The following is a 23,304-nucleotide window of genomic DNA, read 5'->3' on the forward strand; positions in this document are numbered from 1 at the left end:
CCCGTACACCCCCCACTCCGGCTCCGGATCCCGAGGCCCGAACGCCGCCGTCAACCCCAGATGCACGGCCATCGCCGCCAACGACCACGCCAGCAACGCCCCCTTCGCGTGCAGCTCCAGCGGCGCGTCGAAGATCACGCCCTTGCCGACCTCGCGCGCGTGCGCGACCACGTCGTCGGTCGGTCCCAGCCGGGTACCGAGCTGCCACGCCACGAGCGAACCGAGTACGCCGCCCACCGCGAGTGCCACCACGAGGGCGATCCCGCCCTTCCGGTGGAACCAGAAGACCAGCCCCGCCGACACCGCGCCGAAAGCCAGCGCGAGCAGCGCGAACGTGCCGTCGGCGCCGATCGCCTCCTCGCCCTCGCTGTCGCTGAGGAAGACGGCCGTGTCGTCGGAGACCAGCGGAACGCGCGGCGCCAGCCAGAGCCAGAGCAGCCCGAGCGCGAGACCGGCGACCGTCACGGCGACGGCGACGAGCGCCGCCCGGCGCAGTTCCGTACGGAGTTCCCCCTCCTCCGGCGACCGCGACGGGGTTCCGAGGTGGGAGCCGCCGGAACCGCCTCGTGGGGCGAGGGCTGGTGCGGCGGCGTCAGAGGTGCTGTCACCGTGCCATCGTGCCAGGCGTCCCTGTGGCGCGCCTCACCGGACCGCTGCCCTGCGGTACGCCCAGGTCGCCACGGCGAGCGAGAGGACGCCCACGACGGCGCAGACGGCGAGGTCGAGGGCGACGACGGCCCAGTCGGGGTGGGCGTCGAAGGAGCGGGAGAGAGCCTCGACACCGTATGTGGAGGGCAGCAGGTCGCGTGCCCAGCCGATCGGCTCCGGCAGCCGGGCCGCGGGCAGCACGCCCAGCAGCAGCGCCGCGGACATGCCGAGCTGTCCCAGCAGGGTGGCGAGTTCCTGCCTCGGCGCGAGCAGCCCGAGGGCGGCGCCGAGTCCGGCGAGGGCCGCCCCGGAGAGCGGGATGACGGCGACGAGCACCCACAGGTGGGTCATGGGCAGCCCGAACAGCATGCTGCCGGTCACAGCCGTCACGATCGTGCCGGGCACGGTGAAGGAGGCGTACGCCCCGGCCGCGCCGAGTACCACGGCGGCGGGCGGCACCGGCAGGGTGGCGTAGTGGTCGAGTCCGCCGCCGGCCCGCAGCTGCCCGAAGTACTGGGCGAGCAGGTTCAGCGCGACGAAGGCGACGACCAGGACGCTGGATCCGGCCACCACTGCACGGGCCTCGGAGCCCCCGTCGACGACTCCGCGCATCAGGACCATGATCCCGATGGACTGGAAGGTCGCCACGAAGAGCAGCGGGATCCGGGCGACCCTGGCCCGGGACAGCTGGGCCCGGTAGACCGCGGCGAGCGAGGGGAAGAGCCGGGCGCGCGGCGCCAGCGGCGCGGGCGAGGGGCCCGGTGCGCCGTCGTCGTCACCGGCCGGACCCGGCAGGCCGTGGGGCTCTCTCTGCCCCGTCCGGCCCGTCTGCCCGGCGTGGCCGGACACCGCTTCCGCAGGAACGATGCTCGTCACCTGGCGCTGCTCCTGTTCGGTCCCTGCCCGGCCGCACACCCGCACCGGTCCGTTTCGGCCACTGTGGCCACCGCGCTGCTCCGGCATCGCCTCATGCCTTCACCAGTCCCTTGGCCGCGTCCCCGCCGAGCGCCAGATAGACGTCCTCCAGGCTGGGCGTCGCCAGGGTGAAGTCGTCGAGTGCGGCGAAGGCCGCGCCGCCGGTCACGGCGGCGACCGCCGCGCGCGCCTCGTCCGGTCCGAGCCGCAGCACCCAGCGGCGCCCGGACTCCTGCGCGGACGCCTGGAGGGCGGCGACCTCGGGCACGTCCAGCGGCGCCCGCTCGCGCCACACCAGTTCCACCCGGACCTCGCCCGCGACCCGTTCCTTGAGTCCGGCCGGGGTGTCGCAGGCGATGACCTTGCCGCGTTCCATGACGGCGACGCGGTCGAGGACGGTCTCGGCCTCGATCACGTTGTGGGTGACCAGCAGCACCGTCGCGCCGCGCTCCGCACGCCGCCGGTCGACGGCGGCCCAGACGGCGCGCCGGGCGACGGGGTCCATGCCGGTCGTCGGCTCGTCGAGGATGAGTACCGGCCGCTCCCCGACCAGCGCGGCCGCGACACAGGCCAGCCGTCGCTGCCCGCCGGAGAGCTTCTTCAGGGGACGGCCGGCGAGTTCGCCGAGGCCGAGCTCGCCGAGCACCGCGTCGCGTTCGGCACGGGCCTCGCGCACCGGCAGTCCGCGCAGCCGTCCGGTGGTCTCGGCGGCGAGCCCGACGGTCAGCTCGTCGAGCGCGGTCGACTCCTGTCCGAGGTAGCCGATCAGCCGGGAGGCCCGTTCCGGGTGGCGGACGAGGTCGTGGCCCAGCATGTCGACGCTGCCCGAGTCGGGCCGCATCAGTCCGGTGAGCTGTCGTACGAGGGTGGATTTGCCGGCACCGTTGGGGCCGAGCAGGCCGAAGATCTCGCCGCGCCGGATGTCCAGGCTGATGCCGTCGGTGGCACGGACCTCGGGTGTGGCGGGGGTGCCGCGCCGGCCCCGGGCCGCGGGGTAGGTCCTGACCAGATCACGCACCGCGCACACGGTGCCGTTCGCCGACTGCGCCTGTGCTGTGCCCGTACTCACGAGGTACGAGGGTACGGGGTCCGGGCACCCGCATTACGCCCGGGGCCGCACCGATCGGACATCAACGCCGCGAACAGCGACCGGGTTGAGTGCCTCGGGTACCGATGCGGGCTCAGTCCCCGGACGACGCCGCGTTCCCGGGCTTCCCGGCAGCGGAAGCCGCCGTGGGGTGCCTCTCGCCCGCCGGGGGATGCTCCCCCGCGGCCCGTACGTCGATCTCGCGCCAGAATCCCGCCCGGATCGCGTACCGGTCGTGCTCGTCGATCTGGTCGTCCTTGTGGGCGAGCAGCCCGAAGCGGGCGGCGTACCGCAGGAGTTCGCCGTCGATGCGGTGCGGGACGCGAGGGTACATCGTGGACAGCTTCTGCAGGTGGACGGTCTCCGGCAGGCGTTCCATCCAGCGCCGGGCGAAGACCTGGCCCACTTCGAAGGGGTCGCCGCCGACCGTGGTGATGTCCTCCTCCCGGTCCGCCCAGCGCTGCTCGGCGCTGGTGAGCTGGGCGAGCGTGGGCAGCGAGGCGGTCTCGGGCGGTTCGCCGAGGGGGCCGCCGCGCTCCACCCAGCCCCGGTCGGAGGACCAGCGCAGGGTCGCGTTGGCGGGCGGTGGGGCGGAGTGCTGGCGGTCCGCCCGGTCTGCGGGGCCGCGCAGGGTGCCGGCGAGGTCCTTCGGGGTGGGGACGCCTCGGCCGCCGTGGCCGTGCGCGGTGTGGCCGGCGCCCTCGTCGGGCGGCGCGGCCGTTCCCACATGGGCGGCGGCTTCGGCCTGGGCCTGGGAGGCCCGCTCGGCGGAGGCCGCGAGGGCCGCCTCGGGCAGGGGCGCGGAGAGGATCGCGGCGATCTCGGGATTGCGCGGGGCGGGCGGCGGGGCGCACGAACCGCCGGTCTCCTTGGCCTGTACGGCCCGGGTGATCCAGGCACGGTCCAGCACGCGCCGCTCGTCGGCCTCGGCGACCAGGTCCTCCGACTGGTTGTAGTCGCCGTCGGCGGCCTGGACGGCCCAGAGGTGGACGGCGACGCCGTGCTCCTTGGCGGACATCAGGCCGGGCAGCAGATCCCCGTCACCGGTCACCAGGACGACGTCCGAGCAGGCCCGGTTCCTGGCGAGTTCGGTGAGCTCGGCGTGCATCGCCGCGTCGACGCCCTTCTGCGCCCACCGCCCGTCACTGCGCGTCAGGGCGCCCAGCCGAACCGTCACCCGGGACATGACGCGCAGTCTGCGGTGTTCGGGCTGCGGTACGCGGTCGGGGGCGCCGTCGAACCAGTAGATCCGCAGCAGGGGCTGTTCCGTATCGGCCTCGGCCCGCTCCCGCAGGCCCTGGATCAGGGCCGCGTGGTCGACGGTGATGCGGGACCGGGCGGGCTCTCCGGCCAGCAGACTCGCGGCTGCGCCCAGCAAGTAGCCGGCGTCCACCAGGACGACGCAACGGTCCACGCGTTCCACCCTCTTCCAGGAATTCGGGAACGGGTCCGGCGGGTCCGGTCTTGGCTGAAGGCACGGATCCGCTTACTCAGGGTTTCCTTCGAGTCTGCCCGACCGCGCGAGGGTTGACGGCCGGAACTGGATCATCGGCGTGGCGGATCCGGAAAACGGCGCATCATACCCCCTCGCTACGCACGGTAATGATCCAACATGCGGGGTTTATCCGATTATGTGAATCTGACAGCGGTCCTGGCCCCGAGAGTCCTTATAGGAGGAACACCATGGCCAAGAACAAGAACCGCAAGCAGGGCAGCCAGCAGGATCGCGCCTCCGAGTCGGAGCGCGGTGCGCAGGAGGCACGTTCCACGGCTTTCGAGTCGCAGAACCAGCCCCAGGCCCAGTCCCAGGGCAGCCCTGCCGATGTTGCGCGTAAGCATCAGCGGCGCTTCGGCCACAACTGACCGGACTTCTCCGGTACGGCCACAGGCCGGTAGCCGGGAGGGGCGCACCCGCTGTCGCGGGGCGCCCCTCCCGTGCGTGTACGGACGGATCGCTCAGCCGGCCAGGCAGGACGGGCCGAGCAGCACCTTCAGGTCGCCGAAGAGCGCCGGGTCGGCCTTCACCCGGTGCCGGTCGAGCCGGAGGACCGTGGTCTTGCGGGGGCCCTGGAGCCTGATCCGTACCTCGGTGTCGCCCCGGTGGCTGTTGAGCACCTCGCCGAGCCGGCTCACCATGGGCGGGGTGATCTTGACGGTGGGGATGGTCAGGATCACGGGGGCGTTGGTGCCCGCGTTGGAGATGTCGGGGACCTGCATCTCCATGGCGACCAGCCGGGGCACGTCCTCGCGCTTGTCGAGCCGCCCCTTGACGAAGACGACGGTGTCCTCGACGAGCTGGGTGGAGACCAGCTGGTACGTGGCCGGGAAGAACATGCACTCGATCGAGCCGGCCAGGTCCTCGACGGTGGCGATGGCCCAGGCGTTGCCCTGCTTGGTCATCTTGCGCTGGAGGCCGGAGATGATGCCGCCGATGGTGACGATCGCGCCGTCGCTGTGCTCACCGCCGGTGAGCTGCGAGATCGCCGCGTCGGACTTGTCGCTCAGCACGTGCTCGATGCCGAAGAGCGGGTGGTCGGAGACGTAGAGCCCGAGCATCTCGCGCTCCTGGGCCAGCAGATAGGACTTCTCCCACTCGATGTCCGAGAACTCCACGTCGAGCCCGAAGCCCGGCTCGTCGCTGTCCTCCTCACCGCCGCCGAAGAGGTCGAACTGCCCCTCGGCCTCCTTGCGCTTGACCTGCACCACGTTGTCGATCATGGGCTCGTGGTGGGCGACCAGGCCCTTGCGGGTGTGGCCCATCTCGTCGAAGGCGCCGGCCTTGATGAGCGACTCCACGGTCCGCTTGTTGCAGACCACGGCCTCGACCTTGTCGAGGAAGTCGGGGAAGCTGCTGTACTTCCCCTTCGCCTTGCGGCACCGGATGATCGAGTCGACGACGTTCTGGCCGACGTTACGGATGGCCGTCAACCCGAAGAGGATGACGTCGTCACCCTGTGCGGCGAAGTTCGACTCCGACTCGTTGACGTTCGGCGGGAGCACCTTGATGCCCATGCGCCGGCACTCGTTGAGGTAGACGGCCGACTTGTCCTTGTCGTCCTTGACCGAGGTGAGCAGCGCCGCCATGTACTCGGCGGGGTAGTTGGCCTTGAGGTATCCGGTCCAGTAGGTGACCAGGCCGTACGCGGAGGAGTGCGCCTTGTTGAAGGCGTATCCGGCGAACGGGACCAGCACGTCCCACAGCGCCTTGATCGCGGCGTCGGAGAAGCCGTTCTTCTTGGCGCCCGCCTCGAACAGGACGAAGTTCTTCGCCAGCTCGTCGGCCTTCTTCTTGCCCATCACGCGGCGCAGGATGTCGGCCTCGCCGAGCGAGTACCCGGCGACGATCTGGGCGGCCTTCTGTACCTGCTCCTGGTACACGATCAGGCCGTAGGTGAGGCCGAGGACCTCCTTGAGCGGCTCCTCCAGCTCCGGGTGGATCGGAGTGATCTCCTGGCGGGCGTTCTTGCGCTCGGCGTAGTTCGTGTGCGAGTTCATGCCCATCGGGCCCGGCCGGTACAGGGCCGAGACGGCGGAGATGTCCTCGAAGTTGTCGGGCTGCATCTGGCGCAGCAGGGAGCGCATCGGCCCGCCGTCGAACTGGAACACCCCGAGCGTGTCGCCCCGGCAGAGCAGTTCGTACGTCTTGGGGTCGTCCAGCGGCAGCGCCAGCATCTCCAGGTCGACGCCCTTGTTGGACTTCACCATCTTGATGGCGTCGTCCATGATCGTCAGGTTGCGCAGCCCCAGGAAGTCCATCTTCAGCAGGCCGAGCGACTCGCACTGCGGGTAGTCCCACTGCGTGATGGTGACGCCGTCGGAGTGCCGCACCCAGACCGGGGCGTGGTCGACGATCGGTTCGCTGGACATGATGACGCCCGCGGCGTGCACGCCCATCTGCCGGACCAGGCCCTCGACGCCCTTCGCGGTGTCGATGACCTTCTGTACGTCCGGCTCGTTCTCGTACATCCCCCGGATCTCGCCGGCCTCGCTGTAGCGCGGGTGCTTGGGGTCCGTGATGCCGTTGAGGTCGATGCCCTTGCCGAGCACGTCGGCGGGCATGGCCTTGGTGAGCCGGTCGCCCATCGCGTACGGGTAGCCGAGGACGCGGGCCGAGTCCTTGATCGCGTTCTTGGCCTTGATCTTGCCGTAGGTGCCGATCATGGCGACCTTGTCGGCGCCGTACTTCTCGGTGACGTACCTGATCACCTCGACGCGCCTGCGCTCGTCGAAGTCGATGTCGACATCGGGCATGGAGACGCGCTCGGGGTTGAGGAAGCGCTCGAAGATCAGTCCGTGCTCGATCGGGTCGAGGTCGGTGATGCCCATCGCGTACGAGACGATCGAACCGGCGGCGGAGCCTCGGCCGGGGCCGACCGCGATGCCGTTGTTCTTGGCCCACATGATGAAGTCGGCGACGACCAGGAAGTACCCCGGGAACCCCATCTGGATGATGATGTCCATCTCGTACTCGACCTGCTTCTGCCGGTCCTCGGGGACCCCGCCCGGGAAACGGCGGTTCATCCCGACGCGGACCTCCTCCTGGAACCAGGTGATCTCCGTGAAGCCGTCCGGGATGTCGAACTTCGGCATCAGGTCGCGCTTCTCGAACATCCCGGTGGTGTCGATCTGCTGCGCGACCAGCAGGGTGTTGGCGCAGCCCTCCTGCCAGGCGTCCGAGGAGTCGACGGCGTACATCTCGTCCGTCGTCTTGAGGTAGTAGCCCGTGCCGTCGAAGCGGAAGCGGTCCGGGTCGGAGAGGTTCTTGCCGGTCTGGATGCAGAGCAGCGCGTCGTGCGCGGTCGCCTCGCTGGCGTAGGTGTAGTGCGAGTCGTTCGTCACGAGCGGGGGGATGCTCAGCTTCTTGCCGATTTCGAGGAGCCCGTCACGGACCCGGCGCTCGATCTCGATGCCGTGGTCCATCAGCTCCAGGAAGTACTTGCCCTCGCCGAAGATGTCCTTGTAGTCGGAGGCCGCCTGGACCGCCTCGTCGAACTGTCCGAGCCGCAGCCGGGTCTGCACCTCGCCCGAGGGGCAGCCGGTGGACGCGAGCAGGCCCTCGGACCACTGGGAGATGGTCTCCTTGTCCATGCGCGGCCACTTCTGCAGCCAGCCCTCGGCGTAGGCGTCCGAGGACAGCTTGAAGAGGTTGTGCAGCCCCTTGGCGTTCGACGCCCAGATCGTCTTATGGGTGTAACCACCCGAACCGGAGACGTCGTCCCGCTTCTGGTGCGGCTGGCCCCACTGGATCTTCCGCTTGTGCTTGCGCGACTCCGGAGCGACGTACGCCTCGATGCCGATGATCGGTGTCACGTTCGCCTTGGCGGCCGAATGGAAGAAGTCGTACGCGCCGTGCAGGTTGCCGTGGTCCGTCATCGCGATATGGGACATACCCATGTCGTTGCAGGCCTCGAACATGTCCTTGAGCCGCGCGGCACCGTCCAGCAGCGAGTACTGGGTGTGGACGTGAAGGTGCGTGAAAGGCGGCTTGGTCACGGCGCTGTGCCTCCGGGGGGGAAGTCGAGGGGGACAGCGTGGAAGTCTACGTCTCCCGGGTCACGAGTGACGGGCACTCCGCGATACGGTCGCGCGTTGGAAGGGCGAGGACACCCGTCCGTTTTGTCATGTACGTCGTCATGCAGGCCAGGTACCAGGAGGCACCCAGAGATGTCGGAACCGCAGACCGGCGCAGCGCAGCGCGGGGAGCAGATCCTCGAGGTCTTCGACACCGCTTTCGGTGAGCTGCTGGCCGCCGATCCGGCTGCCTTCCGCGTGAAGTTCCGCAAGATGGCGGGCTCCGCGTTCGCCTTCTACCGGGGCACGGCGTGTCTCTTCTACAACGACCTGGAGCGGGAGCGGCACGGCGGCCCGTATCTCGACGAGCGCACCGGCCGGGTGTGGATCCACGGCGATCTGCACGCGGAGAACTTCGGCACGTACATGGACGCCAACGGGCGCCTGGTCTTCAACGTCAACGATTTCGACGAAGCGTATGTGGGCCCCTTCACCTGGGACCTCAAGCGCTTCGCCGCCTCCGTCGCCCTGATCGGTTACGCGAAGGCGCTGGGCGACGACCAGATCACCGAGCTCGTCCGGGTCTACGCGGCGGCCTACCGCGAGCGGATCCACGCGCTGGCGACGGGCGCGAAGAACGACGAGGTGCCGCCGTTCACGCTGGACACCGCCGACGGGCCGCTGCTGGGCGCCCTGCGCGTCGCCCGCTCGCTGACCCGGTTCTCGCTGCTCGACTCGATGACCGAGATCCGTGACTTCGAGCGCCGGTTCGCGGAGGGCGGCGGCTCGATCGACCTCGACGCGGCGACGCGCTACAAGGTCCTCGCCGCGTTCGACGGTTATCTGGAGACGCTGCCGGAGTCGAGCCTGACCCGCCCGGACTCGTACCGCGTCAAGGACGTCGTCGGCAGGCGCGGGATCGGCATCGGATCGGCCGGGCTGCCCTCGTACAACATCCTTCTGGAGGGCAACAGCGACGCCCTGGAGAACGATGTCGTGATCTATCTCAAGCAGGCGCAGACGCCTGCCGTCTCCCGGCACATCACGGACGCGGCGGTGCGGGGCTACTTCCAGCACGAGGGGCACCGCACGGTGATCTCGCAGCGCGCGCTCCAGGCCCACGCCGACCCGTGGCTGGGCTGGGCCGAGCTCGACGGGGCCGGTCAGCTGGTCGCCGAGGTCTCGCCGTACGCGGTCGACCTGGACTGGTCCGACATCGACGAGCCCGAGGAGATCGCGGCCGTCGTCGCCGACCTCGGCCGGGCCACGGCGACGATGCACTCCGCGGCGGACGACGAGAGCGGCCACTCGCTGGTGCCGTTCTCCACCGAGCGGGCGATCGACGCGGCGATCGCGGCGGACGAGGAGGGCTTCGGGGACCTGCTGGTGGACTTCGCCCACAGCTACGGGGCCCGGGCGCGCGCGGACCACCAGATCTTCGTGGACCTCTTCCGCAACGGCCGCATCCCGGGGCTGTAGGGCATTCGTCCGGATCGGGCCGATCGGGGAGCGGGGCCCGATCCGGACGACAGGCCGTAAGCCTTCCCACAGTGCCCAGGCCCTTTAGGGCTGGCTTACAGGTTCACATGCGACACTCCCTGACGATGGATATCTCCGGGACGCAGCTCAGAGTCGTACGCGCGGCGCTTTTCACAGCGCTCGTCGTGACGCTCTCCGCTGCCTCCCACGTGCTGCTCTCCCGGGTCCCGCTGCCGCTGACCCTCGTCGCCGTGCTGGCCGGCGCCGTCTTCGCGACGGCCTACGCGCTGGCCGGCCGGGAGCGTGGTTTCGGGGCCATCGCCGGACTGCTGGTGCCGCTGGAGCTGGCCACCGACACCGTCTTCACCACCGGTCAGCACCTCTGTTACGGCGCGGCGGGCGGCCCGATCGCGGGGCCGCTGCGGTCGGTCGGCGTCGATGTGCTGTGCGGCGGGGGCGATGTCGGGACGGGCGCGGCTCGGCTCGGCGGTGTCGGTGAGGTGGGCACCCCGCTGGCCTCGGTGACGGCCGGAGGGCACGGCGCTGCCGCGCTGCTGGCGTCGCCCGGGCCCCTGGTGCCGTGGCTGCTGCTGGCCGCGCATGTGACGGTCGGGCTGCTCGCCGCCGCCTGGCTGCACCGCGGTGAGCTGGCGCTCGCCGGGCTGCTGGGCGCGTTCGCGCTGCTGGCGTTCCGGCCGCTGCTGATCGCGGTTGCCGTGGCGGGGGCGGTCCGCCGCTTCGCACGCACCGAGGCCCCTGCCGCCGGTCCCGGCCCGCATCTGCTCGCCCACACCCGTCTCCTGGTGCACTCCGTGGGACGGAGGGGACCGCCGCGCTCGGCCTGTGCCACCGCCTGAGCACGCAAGTCCCTGACGACGTACGACCACGCACCCACGGAGAACCGATCATGAGCAAGCGCAACAGCCAGGCCAACAAGTCCGCCGCCCGCGAGCGGCTGCGCGAGGAGCGCGAGCGCCAGGCCAAGAAGGACAGGACCCGGCGCCAGGTCGTCGTCGGCGTCTCAGTCGTCGCCGCCCTCGCGGTCATCGGTGGCGGCGCCTACGGCGTGATGCAGCTGAACAAGCCCGGCCACTGGGACGAGGCCGGCGACGCCAAGAACGTCACCGCGCCGAAGAACACCTCGGGCGAGAACGGCACGACCGTGGTGGTCGGCAAGTCGACCGCCAAGAAGACCCTGGAGCTGTACGAGGACTCCCGCTGCCCGATCTGCGCCACGTTCGAGCAGACGGTCGGTGAGACCGTCCACAAGGACGTCGACGCCGGCAAGTACAAGGTCAAGTACGTCGGTGCCACGTTCATCGACAACAGCGACAACGGCGAGGGCTCGAAGAACGCGCTGAGCGCCCTGGGCGCCGCGCTGAACGTGAGCCCCGAGGCCTTCCTCGACTACAAGTACGCCCTCTACTCCGCGAAGTACCACCCGCAGGAGACGGAGGACAAGTTCAAGGACGACTCGTACCTGATCAAGGTCGCCGACACGGTCGACGCGCTGAAGGGCAATGACGCCTTCCAGAAGAACGTCAAGGACGGCACGTACGACGCCTGGGCGATGAAGATGTCCGCCGCCTTCGACAAGAGCGGTGTCCAGGGCACGCCCACGCTGAAGATGGACGGCAAGGCGCTGACCGGCTCGGACAACAAGAACGCCCCGATGACGGTGGCGGACTTCAACACCGCGATCACCGCCGCGCTGAAGGGCTGAGCCGGCCGGACTCACGCGAAGGGGCGGGCGAACCAGTCGGGTTCGCCCGCCTCTTCGCTTGTGCCGCGCGTCCGACCGTCCGGATCCGGCCACCGCGGACTGTGTTGCCGGCGGATGACGGCCCCGCGTCGGGCGGCGTTCCGGACGGATCCAATGCGGACACACCGGCCACCGGGACGACCCGGTAGATGACGCCCGTCTCCCAAACTCCGGAGCGGGCAGAAGATTTTCTTCCCGTTGTGCCGATTCGCACCCTGAATGATTGGGCCGGATCGATTCTCCCGCGCATATGACATGCCCACGTAATCTCCCCGGCGGCGGGTGAGGAAATCCCTCCCCCACACATCCGCTAGGAGACCCTGTGCGCACTCTTACCCGTATATCCCCGCGTATGCGCCACCGTGCGATCGGCACCGCCGTCCTGGCCGGAACCCTGGCCCTGGCACCCCTCACCGTCTCCTCCGGCGCCTCCGCCGCGTCCGGCAGGGCCACCGCGGCCGCGTCGGCCGATGCCTGCGCCGGCACCCCGGCCTCCGCCACCGCCCGCGAGTCCCGCCCCACGGGCCCGAAGCACGCCGCGGACCCCAACGAGCTGACCACCGCCCAGGCCGCGGCCATCGACAAGCAGCTGAAGCAGAGAGTCGCCGAGCGCCGGGTCACCGGTTCCACGCTCGCCGCAGGCGCGACCGTCCCGGTCTACTTCCACGTCATCCACTCCGGCACCACGGGCAAGCTCTCCGCGGCCCAGATCAGCAGCCAGATGAGCGTGCTGAACGCCGCCTACGGCGGACAGGGCACCGGCAACTCGCCCACCGGCTTCCAGTTCTCACTGGCCGGCACCGACTACACGGACAACGCCTCCTGGTACAACCTCTCCGACGGCACGTCCGCCGAGAAGTCCATGAAGACGGCGCTGCGCAAGGGCGGCAAGAACGCGCTCAACGTCTACACCGCCAACCTCGGCGGCGGACTGCTCGGCTGGGCGACCTTCCCGAGCTCCTACAGCTCCAGCCCCTCCATGGACGGCGTGGTGATCCTGGACGCCTCACTCCCGGGCGGCTCGGCCGCCAACTACAACCAGGGCGACACCGCGACGCACGAGGTCGGCCACTGGATGGGGCTCTACCACACGTTCCAGGGCGGCTGTAGCGGCAACGGCGACTACGTCTCCGACACCCCCGCGGAGAAGAGTGCCGCGTTCGAGTGCCCGACCGGGCGCGACACCTGCACCAACAAGACCGGAGTCGACCCGATCCACAACTTCATGGACTACACCTACGACTCCTGCATGTACCAGTTCACCGCGGGCCAGGTGCAGCGGATGAGCGACAGCTGGACCGCGTACCGCGGCTGATCCCGCTCCGTAGCGTCCGAAGGGCCCCGCGCCGGTCCCCGCGCGGGGCCCTTCCGCGTACTCACAGGGTGGCGAGGAAGCCGATCGCCACCTTCCACGCCAGCTCGGCCGACGCCTGGTCGAAGTCCGGCAGCTCGGCGTCGGTGAACAGGTGCCCCGCACCGGGGTACCGGTAGACCTCGACATCCGCACCGGTCCGCTGCATCTGCAAATACCAGGAGTTCAGCCAGTCGTGCGTCTCGAACGGGTCCGGGTCGGCGACGTGCAGCTGGACGGGCAGCTCGTCCACCGAGGCGTTCTCGGCGATGTCCGACGTGCCGTGGAACAGCAGCAGCCCGCGCGCCTTCGCGTCCCCGAGCGCCAGCGTCTGGGCGACGGACGCGCCGAGCGAGAAGCCCACGTAGACCAGCCCGCGGTCGGAGTAGGGCGCCGCGGCCAGCACGGCCCGCTTCAGCAGCTCCTCCTTGCCCGTCTCCTCCTTGAAGGCGAGCCCCTCCTCGACGGATTCGAAGGTGTGTCCCCCGAAGAGATCGGGCACGTGCACCTCATGCCCGGCGGCGCGCAACCGGTCGGCTGCCGCGTGCACCGCGGGGCGCAGACCGTACGTCGAGTGGAAAAGCATGATGTTCATGAGTCCCATGGTGCCATTCAAGAAGGTCGAGGCTGAGTCGAGAGCATGGAGAGCGAGAGCATGGAGAACGTACTGCGCCCGCTGATCGTCCTCGGCGGTACCGCCGTGATCACGCTGGCGGCGGGCTGGCTGCTCGATCTGCTGCTCAGGCGCGCCGACGGCCGGCACCACGAGACACCCCTGTGGGGTCTGCTGCGGCAATGCCGGATCCCGTTCCAGTTGACGCTGGGCACGGCGCTGCTGCGGGCCACGTACACGCACACGCGGCTCGACCTGGTCCGCGACCACCGGACGGGCATCGGGCAGGTGCTGACGCTGGTCCTGATCGGGGCGTCGGCCTGGCTGGTGGTGCGGATCGCCGTGGCGGTGGTGGACTCGGTGTACGCGCGCTACGCGGCGAACACCCGCGATCCGGCGCGGGTACGCCGGGTACGGACCCAGGTGACGCTGATCCAACGGGTGGTCATCGCGATCGTGACGACCGTCGCCGTCGCCGCGATGCTCCTGACGTTCCCCGCCATGCAGACCGTCGGCACCTCGATGCTGGCCTCCGCGGGTGTCCTCGGCATCGTCGCGGGTGTCGCCGCCCAGTCCACGCTCGGCAATCTCTTCGCGGGCCTGCAGATCGCCTTCGGCGACATGGTGCGGATCGGCGACACGGTGGTGGTCGACGGCGAGTGGGGCACGATCGAGGAGATCACGCTGACCTTCCTCGCGGTCCGGACCTGGGACGAGCGGCGGATCACGATGCCGGTCTCGTACTTCACCAGCAAGCCCTTCGAGAACTGGTCGCGCGGCGGGATCCAGATGACCGGCTCGGTCTTCTTCCACCTCGACCACGCGGCGCCGGTCGCCGCCATGCGCGAACAGCTGCGGGACATCCTGGGCGAGTGCGCCGCGTGGGACGGCCGGGACTGGTCGCTGGCGGTCACCGACACCACCCCCTCCACGATCCTGGTGCGCGCGGTGGTCACGGCGAAGGACGCGGACGACATCTGGACGGTGCGCTGCGCGGTCCGTGAGCAGCTGATCGGCTGGCTGCGCGACCACCATCCGTACGCGCTGCCGCGGATCGCCACGGCCCCCGCGACGCTGCCGCCGGGCGACGCGTGGCCGACCGCGGACGGCGACATGGACGAGAAGCCGGCGGGCTGGGGCAGGGCGCCGCGGACCGGCCGCGGCTGACCGCCCGGACGCCGGGGCGGACGGTCAGCGCAGGCTGCGTACGTCCAACTGCCGCAGGACCCGGTCGACCACCTCGGGATCCGCACCGGCCTCGCTGCGCGCGGAGAGCACCGCGTGGCGGGCGGCCGACATCATCTCGCGCTGAATCCGGCTGACCGCCTTGAACCGCTCGGTGCGCTGGGCGTAGGCCTCACGCCGCTCCTCGTCGACCATGTCGGGGCTGATCCGCGCGCCGACGTCGTAGGCCAGCCGCTGAAGGCGTTCCACGACGTCCTCGGGGAACTCCTCGACCTCCTGGATCTCCTTGAGCCGCTGCTTGGCCGCCTTGGCGGCACGGATCGCGAGGTCCCGCTCCAGTGCGGCCTCGGCGTCCACATCCGCCCGCACCCCCAGCCGCCGCACCAGCCAGGGAAGCGTGAGGCCCTGGAAGACGAGGGTGACCATGATCACGGCGAAGGCGATGAAGACGATCTCGTCGCGGCCCGGGAACGGCTTCCCGTCATCCGTCTTCAGCGGGATGGCGAGCGCGAGGGCGACCGAGGCCACGCCGCGCATCCCGGCCCACCACATGATCACTGTCTCCCGCCAGCTGGTCGGGATGTCCTCGCTGACGTCGCGGCGGGTGTGCAGCCGCTTGGCCAGCCAGGTCGCGGGGAGCAGATAGAGCAGCCGTACGCCGACGACGACGGCGACGACGGCCAGCGCCCAGCCGGTCAGCTCCAGTCGGCGACCGTCTGCGGTGCCGAAGACGTTGTGCAGTTCGAGGCCGATCAGCCCGAAGGCGACACCCGTGACGAGCGTGTCGACGATCTCCCAGAAGGTACGGCCGGTGAGCCTGCCGAGGACGTCGTCGGCGTCGGCGGTGTGCTCGGCGAGGAAGAGCGCGGTGGTCAGGACCGCGAGCACACCGGAGCCCATCAGCTCTTCGGCGAGTACGTAGCTGACGAACGGCACCAGCAGCGTGAGCCCGACCTGGAGGGTGGCATCGCCCAGCAGGCCCATGAGTTTGATGGTCAGCCAGCCGAGCGCGGCGCCCACCGCCACGGCGACGACGGCGGACAGGACCAGCAGCCCGAACGCCTCGGGCAGTGAGAAGCTGCCGCTGACCGCCGCGGCGATCGCCACGTGGTAAAGCACGATCGCGGTCACGTCGTTGAACAGCCCCTCGCCCTCCAGGATCGAGATGAGCCTGCGGGGCAGTCCGACCGATCCGGCGACGGCGGTGGCCGCGACCGGGTCGGGCGGGGCGACGAGCGCACCGAGCGCGACGGCCGCGGCGAGGGGCAGTCCGGGGATGATCGCGTCGGCCACGGCGGCGACGGCCGCCGTGGTGAGGAAGACCAGGGCGACGGCCAGCAGGAAGATCGGCCGCTTGTTGGCCGCGAACTGCCGCCAGGAGGTGCGCTGCACGGAGGCGTAGAGCAGCGGCGGCAGCAGCGCGGGAAGAATGATCTCCGGCGGGATGTCCACGTTCGGAACGAAGCTGAGGAAGGCCATCACGACGCCCACGAGGGTCATCAGCACCGGCGCCGGGAGCCCGAGCCGGTCCCCCAGTGGCACGGTGACCACGGCTCCGAGCAACAACAGGAGCAGCAGGGCCATTTGATCCACGAGGTGCCTTCCGAAGCGCGCCGAACCGGCCTCGGAGACCGGCCGGCCTGGGGCTCAAGCCTGCCACGCAGGCACCACAATCCGGACAACGGCCCCACTGCGGGCCCCGCTGGCCCGGCACGATCCGGGCGGGAGGCCCTACGCGTCCACGGTGCGGCGCATCGCCCGGTGCGGGATGCCCGCGTCCGGGAACTCGGGGCCGTAGGCCACGTACCCGAGCCGCTCGTAGAAGCCGAGCGCATGGGTCTGGGCGTGCAGGTCGACGGCGGTCAGGCCGATTTCGCGCGCTGCGTCCTCGATGGCCCGCACCAGTGCCGCGCCGACTCCGAGCCCGCGTGCCTCCTTGGTCACGGCGAGCCGGCCGAGCGAGCCGACGGCCGGATCGCCGCCGGTCTTCGCCGCCACGGCCGGGCCGTGGAGCAGCCGGCCGGTGCCGAGCGCCGCGCCGTCCGCGGCGACGGCGATGACGTGCACCGCGTCCGCGTCGTAGGCGTCGTACTCGATCTCCTCGGGCACGTTCTGCTCGCCCACGAAGACGTCCTTGCGGATCCGGAAGCAGGCGGCGAGGTCCTGCTCACCGGTGACCGTGCGAGTGGTGCAGGAGGTCATTCGCTCTCGGCCGCGATCCTGTCGAGGGCCTGCTTGAGGTCGTCGGGGTAGGTGCTGGAGAACTCCACCCAGCTGCCGTCCGAGGGGTGCTCGAAGCCGAGCCGGACCGCGTGCAGCCACTGCCGGGTCAGGCCGAGGCGCTTGGCCATGGTCGGGTCGGCACCGTAGGTCAGGTCACCGACGCAGGGGTGGCGGTGGGCGGACATGTGCACCCGGATCTGATGGGTGCGGCCCGTCTCCAGCTTGATGTCCAGGAGGCTGGCGGCGCGGTACGCCTCGATCAGGTCGTAGTGCGTCACCGACGGCTTGCCCTCGGCGACGACGGCCCACTTGTAGTCGTGGGTGGGGTGGCGTCCGATGGGGGCGTCGATGGTGCCGCTCATCGGGTCCGGGTGGCCCTGGACCAGCGCGTGGTACTTCTTCTCGACGACCCGGTCGCGGAACTGGGCCTTCAGCAGGGTGTAGGCACGCTCGGACTTGGCGACGACCATCAGGCCGGAGGTGCCGACGTCGAGCCGGTGCACGATGCCCTGGCGCTCGGCGGCGCCGGAGGTCGAGATCCGGTACCCGGCCGCGGCGAGACCGCCGATGACGGTGGTACCGGTCCAGCCGGGGCTCGGGTGCGCGGCGACACCGACCGGCTTCATGATCACGACGATGTCGTCGTCGTCGTGGACGATCTCCATGCCCTCGACGGGCTCGGCGACGATCTGCACCGGAGCAGGAGCCTGCGGCATCTCGACCTCCAGCCAGGCACCGCCGTGCACCCGCTCGGACTTCCCGACCACCGAACCGTCCACCTGCACCTTCCCGGCGGCGGCCAGCTCGGCGGCCTTGGTGCGGGAGAACCCGAACATGCGGGAGATGGCGGCGTCGACGCGCTCGCCTTCCAGGCCATCGGGTACGGGCAGGGTTCGGATCTCGGGTTGCGTACTCACCTGTCGAGTATGCCTTGCATGGCCTAGTCCTTGTGCACGGTGCCGTCGGGGTCCAGGCCCTTGAAGGACAGCAGCACGATCAGAATGCCTCCGCAGACGATCGCGGAGTCCGCCAGGTTGAAGACGGCGAAGTGCGCGGGTGCGATGAAGTCCACCACCGCACCCTCGAAGACACCGGGCGAGCGGAAGATGCGGTCGGTGAGGTTGCCGAGCGCTCCGCCGAGCAGCAGGCCGAGCGCGATCGCCCACGGCAGGCTGTACAGCTTGCGCGCGAGACGGGCGATCACCACGATGACGGTCGCCGCGATGATGGTGAAGATGATCGTGAAGGCCTCGCCGAGGCCGAACGCGGCGCCCGCGTTCCGGATCGCGTCGAACCTGAGCCAGTCGCCGAAGATCTCGATCGGCTCCTGGTGCTCCAGCTTCGCCACCACGAGCATCTTGCTGCCCAGGTCGAGCAGGTAGGCGAGGACGGCGACGGAGAAGAGCAGGATGATCCGGCGCCGGCGTGTGGCCGGCGACCGGTCGACCGTCGCTTCCCCGTTCTCGGCGTCCCCGGCGTCCTGTCCGGCCGGCTCGGCGGCCTCCGGGGACACCTTCCCGTCCGCCTGCTCCGGCTCGGCTCCTTCGTGCCCCTCAGCCTCAGGGATGTCCGGCGTACCGATGATGCGCTCCGCCTCTGCCACGTGAGTCCCTCAACCTAGTGCCGCGGCGGGCAACGTTTGCCCGCAAAGGAGCGGCGTCCGGTGCGTGCTCTCGGCGTGCCGTCCGGAGGTCCTCGTACGGGACGTACTCGGGCTTTCGGCCGGTGCGGCGAGAGTGCGTGCCGGGCGTCGCGACGGGGCAGACGTTGTCTGCCCCGGCACTGGTTCCCGACTGAGGACGAGGGTACGACACACGGGTGGCGATCAGCCGCGTCGCTCCTGCTTCTGTTTGTCCTCGACACAGAGGGTGGCCCGGGGGAACGCCTGCATCCGCGCCTTGCCGATCGGATTGCCGCAGATCTCACAGAGTCCGTACGTGCCGGCGTCGAGCCGGGCCAGCGCCCGTTCGGTCTGTTCCAGCATCTCTTGGGCGTTGGCGGCCAGCGACATCTCGTGCTCGCGGGTGATGTTCTTGGTGCCGGTGTCCGCCTCGTCGTCACCCGCCCCGTCGCCCGAGTCCCGCATCAGGCCGGCCAGCGCCAGGCCCGAAGCCTCCAGCTCGTTGCGCAGCCGGGTGATCTCGCCGGTCAGCTCGGTGCGCGCGGACGCGACCTCCTCCGGCGTCCAGGGGTCCTCTCCCGGCCGTACGGCCAGCTCTCCCGGGGCCGTCGCCGCGGCCCGTGCCGGGGGCACGGGTGCGGTGCTCCGGCCGGCCGGCCGGGTCCTGGCCGCGCTCTTCTTGGCTACCACCGTGTGGGCTCCCGTCTGCTCGGCGGCCTCGGCCGCCCCCGTGGCCGCGTCGGCGGCCTTCTTCGAAGCCTTCTCGGCCGTGGTCTTCCCGGCCGCGGCCTTCTTCGCCGCGGTCTTCTTGGCCGCGGTCTTCTTCGCTGTCGCCTTCTTGGCCGTCGCCTTCTTGACGGCCTTCTTCGCGGCCTTCTTCGTGGCCGCGGTGGTCTCAGCGGCCGCGTGCTCCGGCCCGGTCGGCGCGTCCGCGTCCGACGCGCCCTCCCGGCCGGTCTCTCCCGTCGTCTCCCCGGCAGCCGCGCCCGTGGATCTCGCCGACGCCGTCTTGTCTGCGGCAGTCTTCTTCGCCACCATGGCCGCGGCCCCTTCACGCATTGTGATCTTGCTCGCGAGTCGTGCTGGGACGATAAGTCGACCCCAGCCCCGCGGCAACGGGGCACGCCGCCGCATCGCCCCTCCCCGTGTCCGGATCACCGCCCGCCTGAAACCGTTGTGCCCAGCTCCCCGCCCGGTAATCCGCCTTCCGGCCGCCCGCCGGGCACCGCCGCGACCCGATGCGCCCCGTCTGGCCATTCGGGTCACGCCGAGGACTCCGGAAATCCGGTCGGCCGCCGCCCCCCGCGGCCCGTACACTGGCCTCAGCGAGAGGCATGGATGGGACGAGTAGCGTCGTACGCAGCCCAGAGCGACCCGGGGACGGTGGAAGCCCGGGGGCTAGCGCGCCGTGAAGATCACCCCGGAGCCGCCGGAAGAAAGCTCGGGACAGTGGGATCCGCCCACGGGCCCAGAGCCAGTAGAACCGGCATCGCACCCCAATGAGGGGGCCACGGGCGGCACGCCCGGGGCCAAGGAGGGTGGTACCGCGGGATCCGGCAACGGTTCTCGTCCCTCCGACGGAAGTGGAAAACGTCCGCCGGAGGAAGCCCGCACATGACATCGCCGCAGTACCGCCAGGTACCCGCCCAGGTCGACCTGCCCGCGCTGGAGCACGCCGTGCTCGACTTCTGGCGCGAGAACAAGGTCTTCAGCCAGAGCCTCGAACAGTCCGAGGGCCGCCCCGAGTGGGTCTTCTACGAGGGCCCGCCGACCGCCAACGGCATGCCGGGCGCCCACCACATCGAGGCCCGCGTCTTCAAGGACGTCTTCCCGCGCTTCCGCACCATGCAGGGCTACCACGTCGGCCGGAAGGCCGGCTGGGACTGCCACGGTCTGCCGGTCGAGCTCGCGGTCGAGAAGGAGCTCGGGTTCAACGGCAAGAAGGACATCGAGGCGTACGGCATCGCCGAGTTCAACGCCAAGTGCCGTGAGTCCGTGACCCGGCACACCGACGCGTTCACCGAGCTCACGACCCGGATGGGCTACTGGGTCGACCTCGACGACGCGTACCGCACGATGGACCCCGAGTACGTCGAGTCCGTCTGGTGGTCCCTGAAGGAGATCTTCAACAAGGGCCTGCTCACCCAGGACCACCGCGTCGCCCCGTGGTGCCCGCGCTGCGGTACCGGACTCTCCGACCACGAGCTGGCCCAGGGCTACGAGACCGTCGTCGACCCCTCGGTCTTCGTACGCTTCCCGCTGACCTCCGGCCCGCTGGCCGGCGAGGCGGCCCTCCTGGTCTGGACGACGACCCCCTGGACCCTCGTCTCGAACACGGCGGTCGCCGCGCACCCCGAGGTCGAGTACGTCGTCGCGACCAACGGCGAGGAGAACCTCGTCGTGGCCCGGCCGCTCGTCGAGAAGGCGCTCGGCGAGGGCTGGGAGCTCACCGGCCAGTCCTTCACCGGCCGCGAGATGGAGCGCTGGACCTACGAGCGCCCGTTCGCCCTGATCGACTTCCCGGCGCCCGCGCACTACGTCGTCAACGCCGAGTACGTGACCACCGAGGACGGTACGGGTCTGGTCCACCAGTCCCCCGCCTTCGGCGCCGACGACCTCCTGGTCTGCAAGGCGTACGGCCTGCCGGTGGTCAACCCGGTCCGACCCGACGGCACCTTCGAGGAGAACGTGCCGCTGGTCGGCGGCGTCTTCTTCAAGAAGGCCGACGAGACGCTCACCGAGGACCTGGCCGCCCGCGGCAAGCTCTTCCGCCACGTCCCGTACGAGCACAGCTACCCGCACTGCTGGCGCTGCCACACCGCGCTGCTCTACTACGCGCAGCCGTCCTGGTACATCCGCACGACCGCGGTCAAGGACCGGCTCCTCGAAGAGAACGAGAAGACCAACTGGTTCCCCGAGTCGGTCAAGAACGGCCGCTTCGGTGACTGGCTGAACAACAACGTCGACTGGGCCCTGTCCCGCAACCGCTACTGGGGCACACCGCTGCCGATCTGGCGCTGCGAGGACGACCACCTCACCTGCGTCGGCTCGCGCGCCGAGCTCACCGAGCTCACCGGCACCGACCTGTCCGGCCTGGACCCGCACCGGCCGTTCATCGACGAGATCACGTTCACCTGCTCCCACGAGAGCTGCCAACTGGAGGCGTACCGCGTCCCCGAGGTCATCGACGCCTGGTACGACTCGGGCTCGATGCCGTTCGCGCAGTGGGGCTACCCGCACAAGAACAAGGAGATCTTCGAGAGTCGCTACCCGGCGCAGTTCATCTCGGAGGCCATCGACCAGACGCGCGGGTGGTTCTACACGCTGATGGCGGTCGGCACGCTGGTCTTCGACAAGTCGTCCTACGAGAACGTGGTGTGCCTGGGCCACATCCTCGCCGAGGACGGCCGGAAGATGTCCAAGCACCTGGGCAACACCCTTGAGCCGGTCCCGCTGATGGACCAGCACGGCGCCGACGCGGTCCGCTGGTTCATGGCGGCGGGCGGCTCCCCGTGGGCGGCGCGCCGCGTCGGCCACGGCACGATCCAGGAGGTCGTCCGCAAGACGCTCCTCACGTACTGGAACACGGTCGCCTTCCAGGCCCTGTACGCCCGTACGTCGGACTGGGCGCCCTCGGCCGCCGACCCGGCTCCGGCCGACCGCACGGTCCTGGACCGCTGGCTGCTGAGCGAGCTCAACGCCTTGGTCGACCAGGTCACCCAGGCACTGGAGGGTTACGACACCCAGCGTGCCGGCAAGCTGCTGTCCGCCTTCGTGGACGACCTGTCCAACTGGTACGTACGCCGCTCCCGCCGCCGCTTCTGGCAGGGCGACAAGGCGGCGCTGCGGACCCTGCACGACGTCGTCGAGACGGTCACCCGGCTGATGGCCCCGCTGACCCCGTTCATCACCGAGCGGGTCTGGCAGGACCTCGTCGCGCCGGTCACCCCGGACGCCCCGGCCTCGGTGCACCTCTCCACATGGCCGAAGGCGGACCTGTCGGCGATCGACCCGAGCCTGTCCACGCAGATGGCCCTGGTCCGCCGCCTGGTCGAGCTGGGACGCGCCACGCGTGCCGAGTCGGGCGTCAAGACCCGCCAGCCGCTCCTCCGCGCCCTGGTCGCGGCCTCGGGCTTCGAAGCCCTCTCCCCCGAGCTGCACGGCCAGATCACGGAGGAGCTGAACGTCTCCTCGCTGGCTTCCCTGTCCGAGGTCGGTGGCTCACTGGTCGACACGACGGCCAAGGCGAACTTCCGGGCCCTGGGCAAGCGGTTCGGCAAGGGTGTCCAGGCGGTGGCGAAGGCCGTCGCGAACGCGGACGCGGCGGCACTGTCGCTCGCCCTGCGCCAGGGCACGGCGTCGGTGGAGGTCGACGGGGAGCTGATCACCCTGGCCCCCGACGAGGTCATCATCACGGAGACCCCGCGCGAGGGCTGGTCGGTCGCGTCCGACTCGGGCGCGACGGTCGCCCTGGACCTGGAGATCACCCCGGAGCTGCGGCGCGCGGGCCTGGCCCGTGACGCGATCCGCCTGATCCAGGAGGCGCGCAAGAACAGCGGCCTGGACGTGGCAGACCGCATCGCCGTCCGATGGACGTCCACCTCGCCCGCGACGGCCGAGGCCCTGACCGAGCACGCGTCGCTCATCTCGGACGAGGTCCTGGCCCTGGACTACGCCGAGGGCGAGGCGGACCCGACGTACGGCGAGCCCTTCGAGGACGAGGGCCTGGCCCTGACGTTCCGCCTCCGCAAGACGGAGGGCTAGCCCGCAGCGCGTACAAGGGCCCGCCCGGACCATGTGGTCCGGGCGGGCCCTTCCCGTATCCCGGGGCTCCGCGGGAAATCCGGCCTCGCCGGCGATTGAGGCGCGGCGTCCGGGGCGGAGGCCCGGGATACGGGAAGGGCCCGCC

At 70.4% G+C, this 23,304-nt stretch carries 17 protein-coding genes and 1 pseudogene; 7 read left to right on the top strand and 11 right to left on the bottom strand.

Going from position 1 to position 23,304, the window contains the following annotated elements; translation table 11 throughout:
- The 4 genes and pseudogenes from JGS39_RS16795 to JGS39_RS16810 form a co-directional block, all read right to left on the bottom strand.
- Window positions 1-608, bottom strand: a pseudogene (locus tag JGS39_RS16795) (ABC transporter permease); the annotation flags it as partial.
- Between the two features lie 34 nt (window positions 609-642).
- A complete protein-coding gene (locus tag JGS39_RS16800; protein ID WP_306069796.1) occupies window positions 643-1,524 on the bottom strand; it encodes an ABC transporter permease in 882 nt (293 codons plus the stop codon).
- Between the two features lie 91 nt (window positions 1,525-1,615).
- Window positions 1,616-2,590, bottom strand: coding sequence for an ABC transporter ATP-binding protein (locus JGS39_RS16805; RefSeq protein ID WP_219569930.1), 975 nt, complete (start codon window positions 2,588-2,590; stop codon window positions 1,616-1,618).
- Between the two features lie 154 nt (window positions 2,591-2,744).
- A complete protein-coding gene (locus tag JGS39_RS16810; RefSeq protein WP_219569916.1) occupies window positions 2,745-4,073 on the bottom strand; it encodes an NYN domain-containing protein in 1,329 nt (442 codons plus the stop codon).
- A 260-nt stretch (window positions 4,074-4,333) separates the two neighbouring features.
- On the opposite strand from JGS39_RS16810, the gene JGS39_RS16815 reads away from it, so the two are divergent.
- Window positions 4,334-4,513 (top strand): hypothetical protein, encoded by a 180-nt coding sequence (locus JGS39_RS16815; RefSeq protein ID WP_148017758.1) that lies wholly within the window; start codon window positions 4,334-4,336, stop codon window positions 4,511-4,513.
- A gap of 93 nt (window positions 4,514-4,606) precedes the next feature.
- Here JGS39_RS16815 and dnaE read toward each other — a convergent pair whose 3' ends face one another.
- Window positions 4,607-8,143 (bottom strand): DNA polymerase III subunit alpha, encoded by a 3,537-nt coding sequence (gene dnaE, locus JGS39_RS16820; protein WP_219569917.1) that lies wholly within the window; start codon window positions 8,141-8,143, stop codon window positions 4,607-4,609.
- A gap of 171 nt (window positions 8,144-8,314) precedes the next feature.
- On the opposite strand from dnaE, the gene JGS39_RS16825 reads away from it, so the two are divergent.
- The 4 genes from JGS39_RS16825 to JGS39_RS16840 all read left to right on the top strand — a co-directional run bounded on the left by JGS39_RS16825 (window position 8,315) and on the right by JGS39_RS16840 (window position 12,717).
- Window positions 8,315-9,640, top strand: coding sequence for a DUF2252 domain-containing protein (locus tag JGS39_RS16825; RefSeq protein ID WP_219569918.1), 1,326 nt, complete (start codon window positions 8,315-8,317; stop codon window positions 9,638-9,640).
- Between the two features lie 125 nt (window positions 9,641-9,765).
- Window positions 9,766-10,497 (top strand): hypothetical protein, encoded by a 732-nt coding sequence (locus tag JGS39_RS16830; RefSeq protein ID WP_219569919.1) that lies wholly within the window; start codon window positions 9,766-9,768, stop codon window positions 10,495-10,497.
- Window positions 10,498-10,547: 50 nt separating this feature from the next.
- Window positions 10,548-11,363, top strand: coding sequence for a DsbA family protein (locus JGS39_RS16835; protein WP_219569920.1), 816 nt, complete (start codon window positions 10,548-10,550; stop codon window positions 11,361-11,363).
- A gap of 391 nt (window positions 11,364-11,754) precedes the next feature.
- Entirely contained in the window at window positions 11,755-12,717 is a 963-nt protein-coding gene (locus tag JGS39_RS16840) for a zinc metalloprotease (RefSeq protein WP_219569921.1), read from the top strand.
- Between the two features lie 61 nt (window positions 12,718-12,778).
- Here JGS39_RS16840 and JGS39_RS16845 read toward each other — a convergent pair whose 3' ends face one another.
- Complete coding sequence (locus JGS39_RS16845; protein ID WP_219569922.1) at window positions 12,779-13,357, bottom strand: dienelactone hydrolase family protein; 579 nt, start codon at window positions 13,355-13,357, stop codon at window positions 12,779-12,781.
- Between the two features lie 51 nt (window positions 13,358-13,408).
- On the opposite strand from JGS39_RS16845, the gene JGS39_RS16850 reads away from it, so the two are divergent.
- Entirely contained in the window at window positions 13,409-14,533 is a 1,125-nt protein-coding gene (locus JGS39_RS16850) for a mechanosensitive ion channel family protein (RefSeq protein ID WP_219569931.1), read from the top strand.
- Window positions 14,534-14,557: 24 nt separating this feature from the next.
- On the opposite strand, the gene JGS39_RS16855 is transcribed toward JGS39_RS16850, so the two are convergent.
- The 5 genes from JGS39_RS16855 to JGS39_RS16875 form a co-directional block, all read right to left on the bottom strand.
- On the bottom strand, window positions 14,558-16,144 hold the full coding sequence (locus tag JGS39_RS16855) for a Na+/H+ antiporter (protein WP_219569923.1): 1,587 nt from the start codon (window positions 16,142-16,144) through the stop codon (window positions 14,558-14,560).
- Window positions 16,145-16,282: 138 nt separating this feature from the next.
- Window positions 16,283-16,753, bottom strand: coding sequence for a GNAT family N-acetyltransferase (locus JGS39_RS16860; RefSeq protein ID WP_219569924.1), 471 nt, complete (start codon window positions 16,751-16,753; stop codon window positions 16,283-16,285).
- A complete protein-coding gene (locus tag JGS39_RS16865) occupies window positions 16,750-17,691 on the bottom strand; it encodes an RluA family pseudouridine synthase (RefSeq protein WP_219569925.1) in 942 nt (313 codons plus the stop codon). The genes JGS39_RS16860 and JGS39_RS16865 overlap by 4 nt, the downstream gene beginning before the upstream one ends.
- A 23-nt stretch (window positions 17,692-17,714) precedes the next feature.
- Window positions 17,715-18,377, bottom strand: coding sequence for a signal peptidase II (gene lspA, locus JGS39_RS16870; RefSeq protein ID WP_219569926.1), 663 nt, complete (start codon window positions 18,375-18,377; stop codon window positions 17,715-17,717).
- Window positions 18,378-18,599: 222 nt separating this feature from the next.
- Window positions 18,600-19,433: a TraR/DksA family transcriptional regulator gene (locus tag JGS39_RS16875; RefSeq protein ID WP_219569927.1), complete on the bottom strand. Its 834-nt coding sequence runs from the start codon at window positions 19,431-19,433 to the stop codon at window positions 18,600-18,602.
- A gap of 576 nt (window positions 19,434-20,009) precedes the next feature.
- Between JGS39_RS16875 and ileS the strand changes: the two genes are divergently transcribed.
- The gene (gene ileS, locus JGS39_RS16880; protein ID WP_219569928.1) at window positions 20,010-23,159 is read left to right on the top strand and encodes an isoleucine--tRNA ligase; all 3,150 of its coding nucleotides are present in this window, start codon (window positions 20,010-20,012) and stop codon (window positions 23,157-23,159) included.
- Window positions 23,160-23,304: the final 145 nt, after the last annotated feature.

This window comes from Streptomyces poriferorum, assembly GCF_019399235.1.
GTDB lineage: Bacteria > Actinomycetota > Actinomycetes > Streptomycetales > Streptomycetaceae > Streptomyces > Streptomyces poriferorum.

Coding starts and splice junctions, on each gene's coding strand:
- JGS39_RS16875 (WP_219569927.1), bottom strand. CDS start 19,433: ATGGTGGCGAAGAAGACTGCCGCAGACAAGACGGCGTCGGCGAGATCC.
- JGS39_RS16835 (WP_219569920.1), top strand. CDS start 10,548: ATGAGCAAGCGCAACAGCCAGGCCAACAAGTCCGCCGCCCGCGAGCGG.
- JGS39_RS16850 (WP_219569931.1), top strand. CDS start 13,409: ATGGAGAACGTACTGCGCCCGCTGATCGTCCTCGGCGGTACCGCCGTG.
- JGS39_RS16830 (WP_219569919.1), top strand. CDS start 9,766: ATGGATATCTCCGGGACGCAGCTCAGAGTCGTACGCGCGGCGCTTTTC.
- JGS39_RS16825 (WP_219569918.1), top strand. CDS start 8,315: ATGTCGGAACCGCAGACCGGCGCAGCGCAGCGCGGGGAGCAGATCCTC.
- JGS39_RS16845 (WP_219569922.1), bottom strand. CDS start 13,357: ATGGGACTCATGAACATCATGCTTTTCCACTCGACGTACGGTCTGCGC.
- ileS (WP_219569928.1), top strand. CDS start 20,010: ATGACATCGCCGCAGTACCGCCAGGTACCCGCCCAGGTCGACCTGCCC.
- JGS39_RS16840 (WP_219569921.1), top strand. CDS start 11,755: ATGCGCCACCGTGCGATCGGCACCGCCGTCCTGGCCGGAACCCTGGCC.
- JGS39_RS16860 (WP_219569924.1), bottom strand. CDS start 16,753: ATGACCTCCTGCACCACTCGCACGGTCACCGGTGAGCAGGACCTCGCC.
- JGS39_RS16815 (WP_148017758.1), top strand. CDS start 4,334: ATGGCCAAGAACAAGAACCGCAAGCAGGGCAGCCAGCAGGATCGCGCC.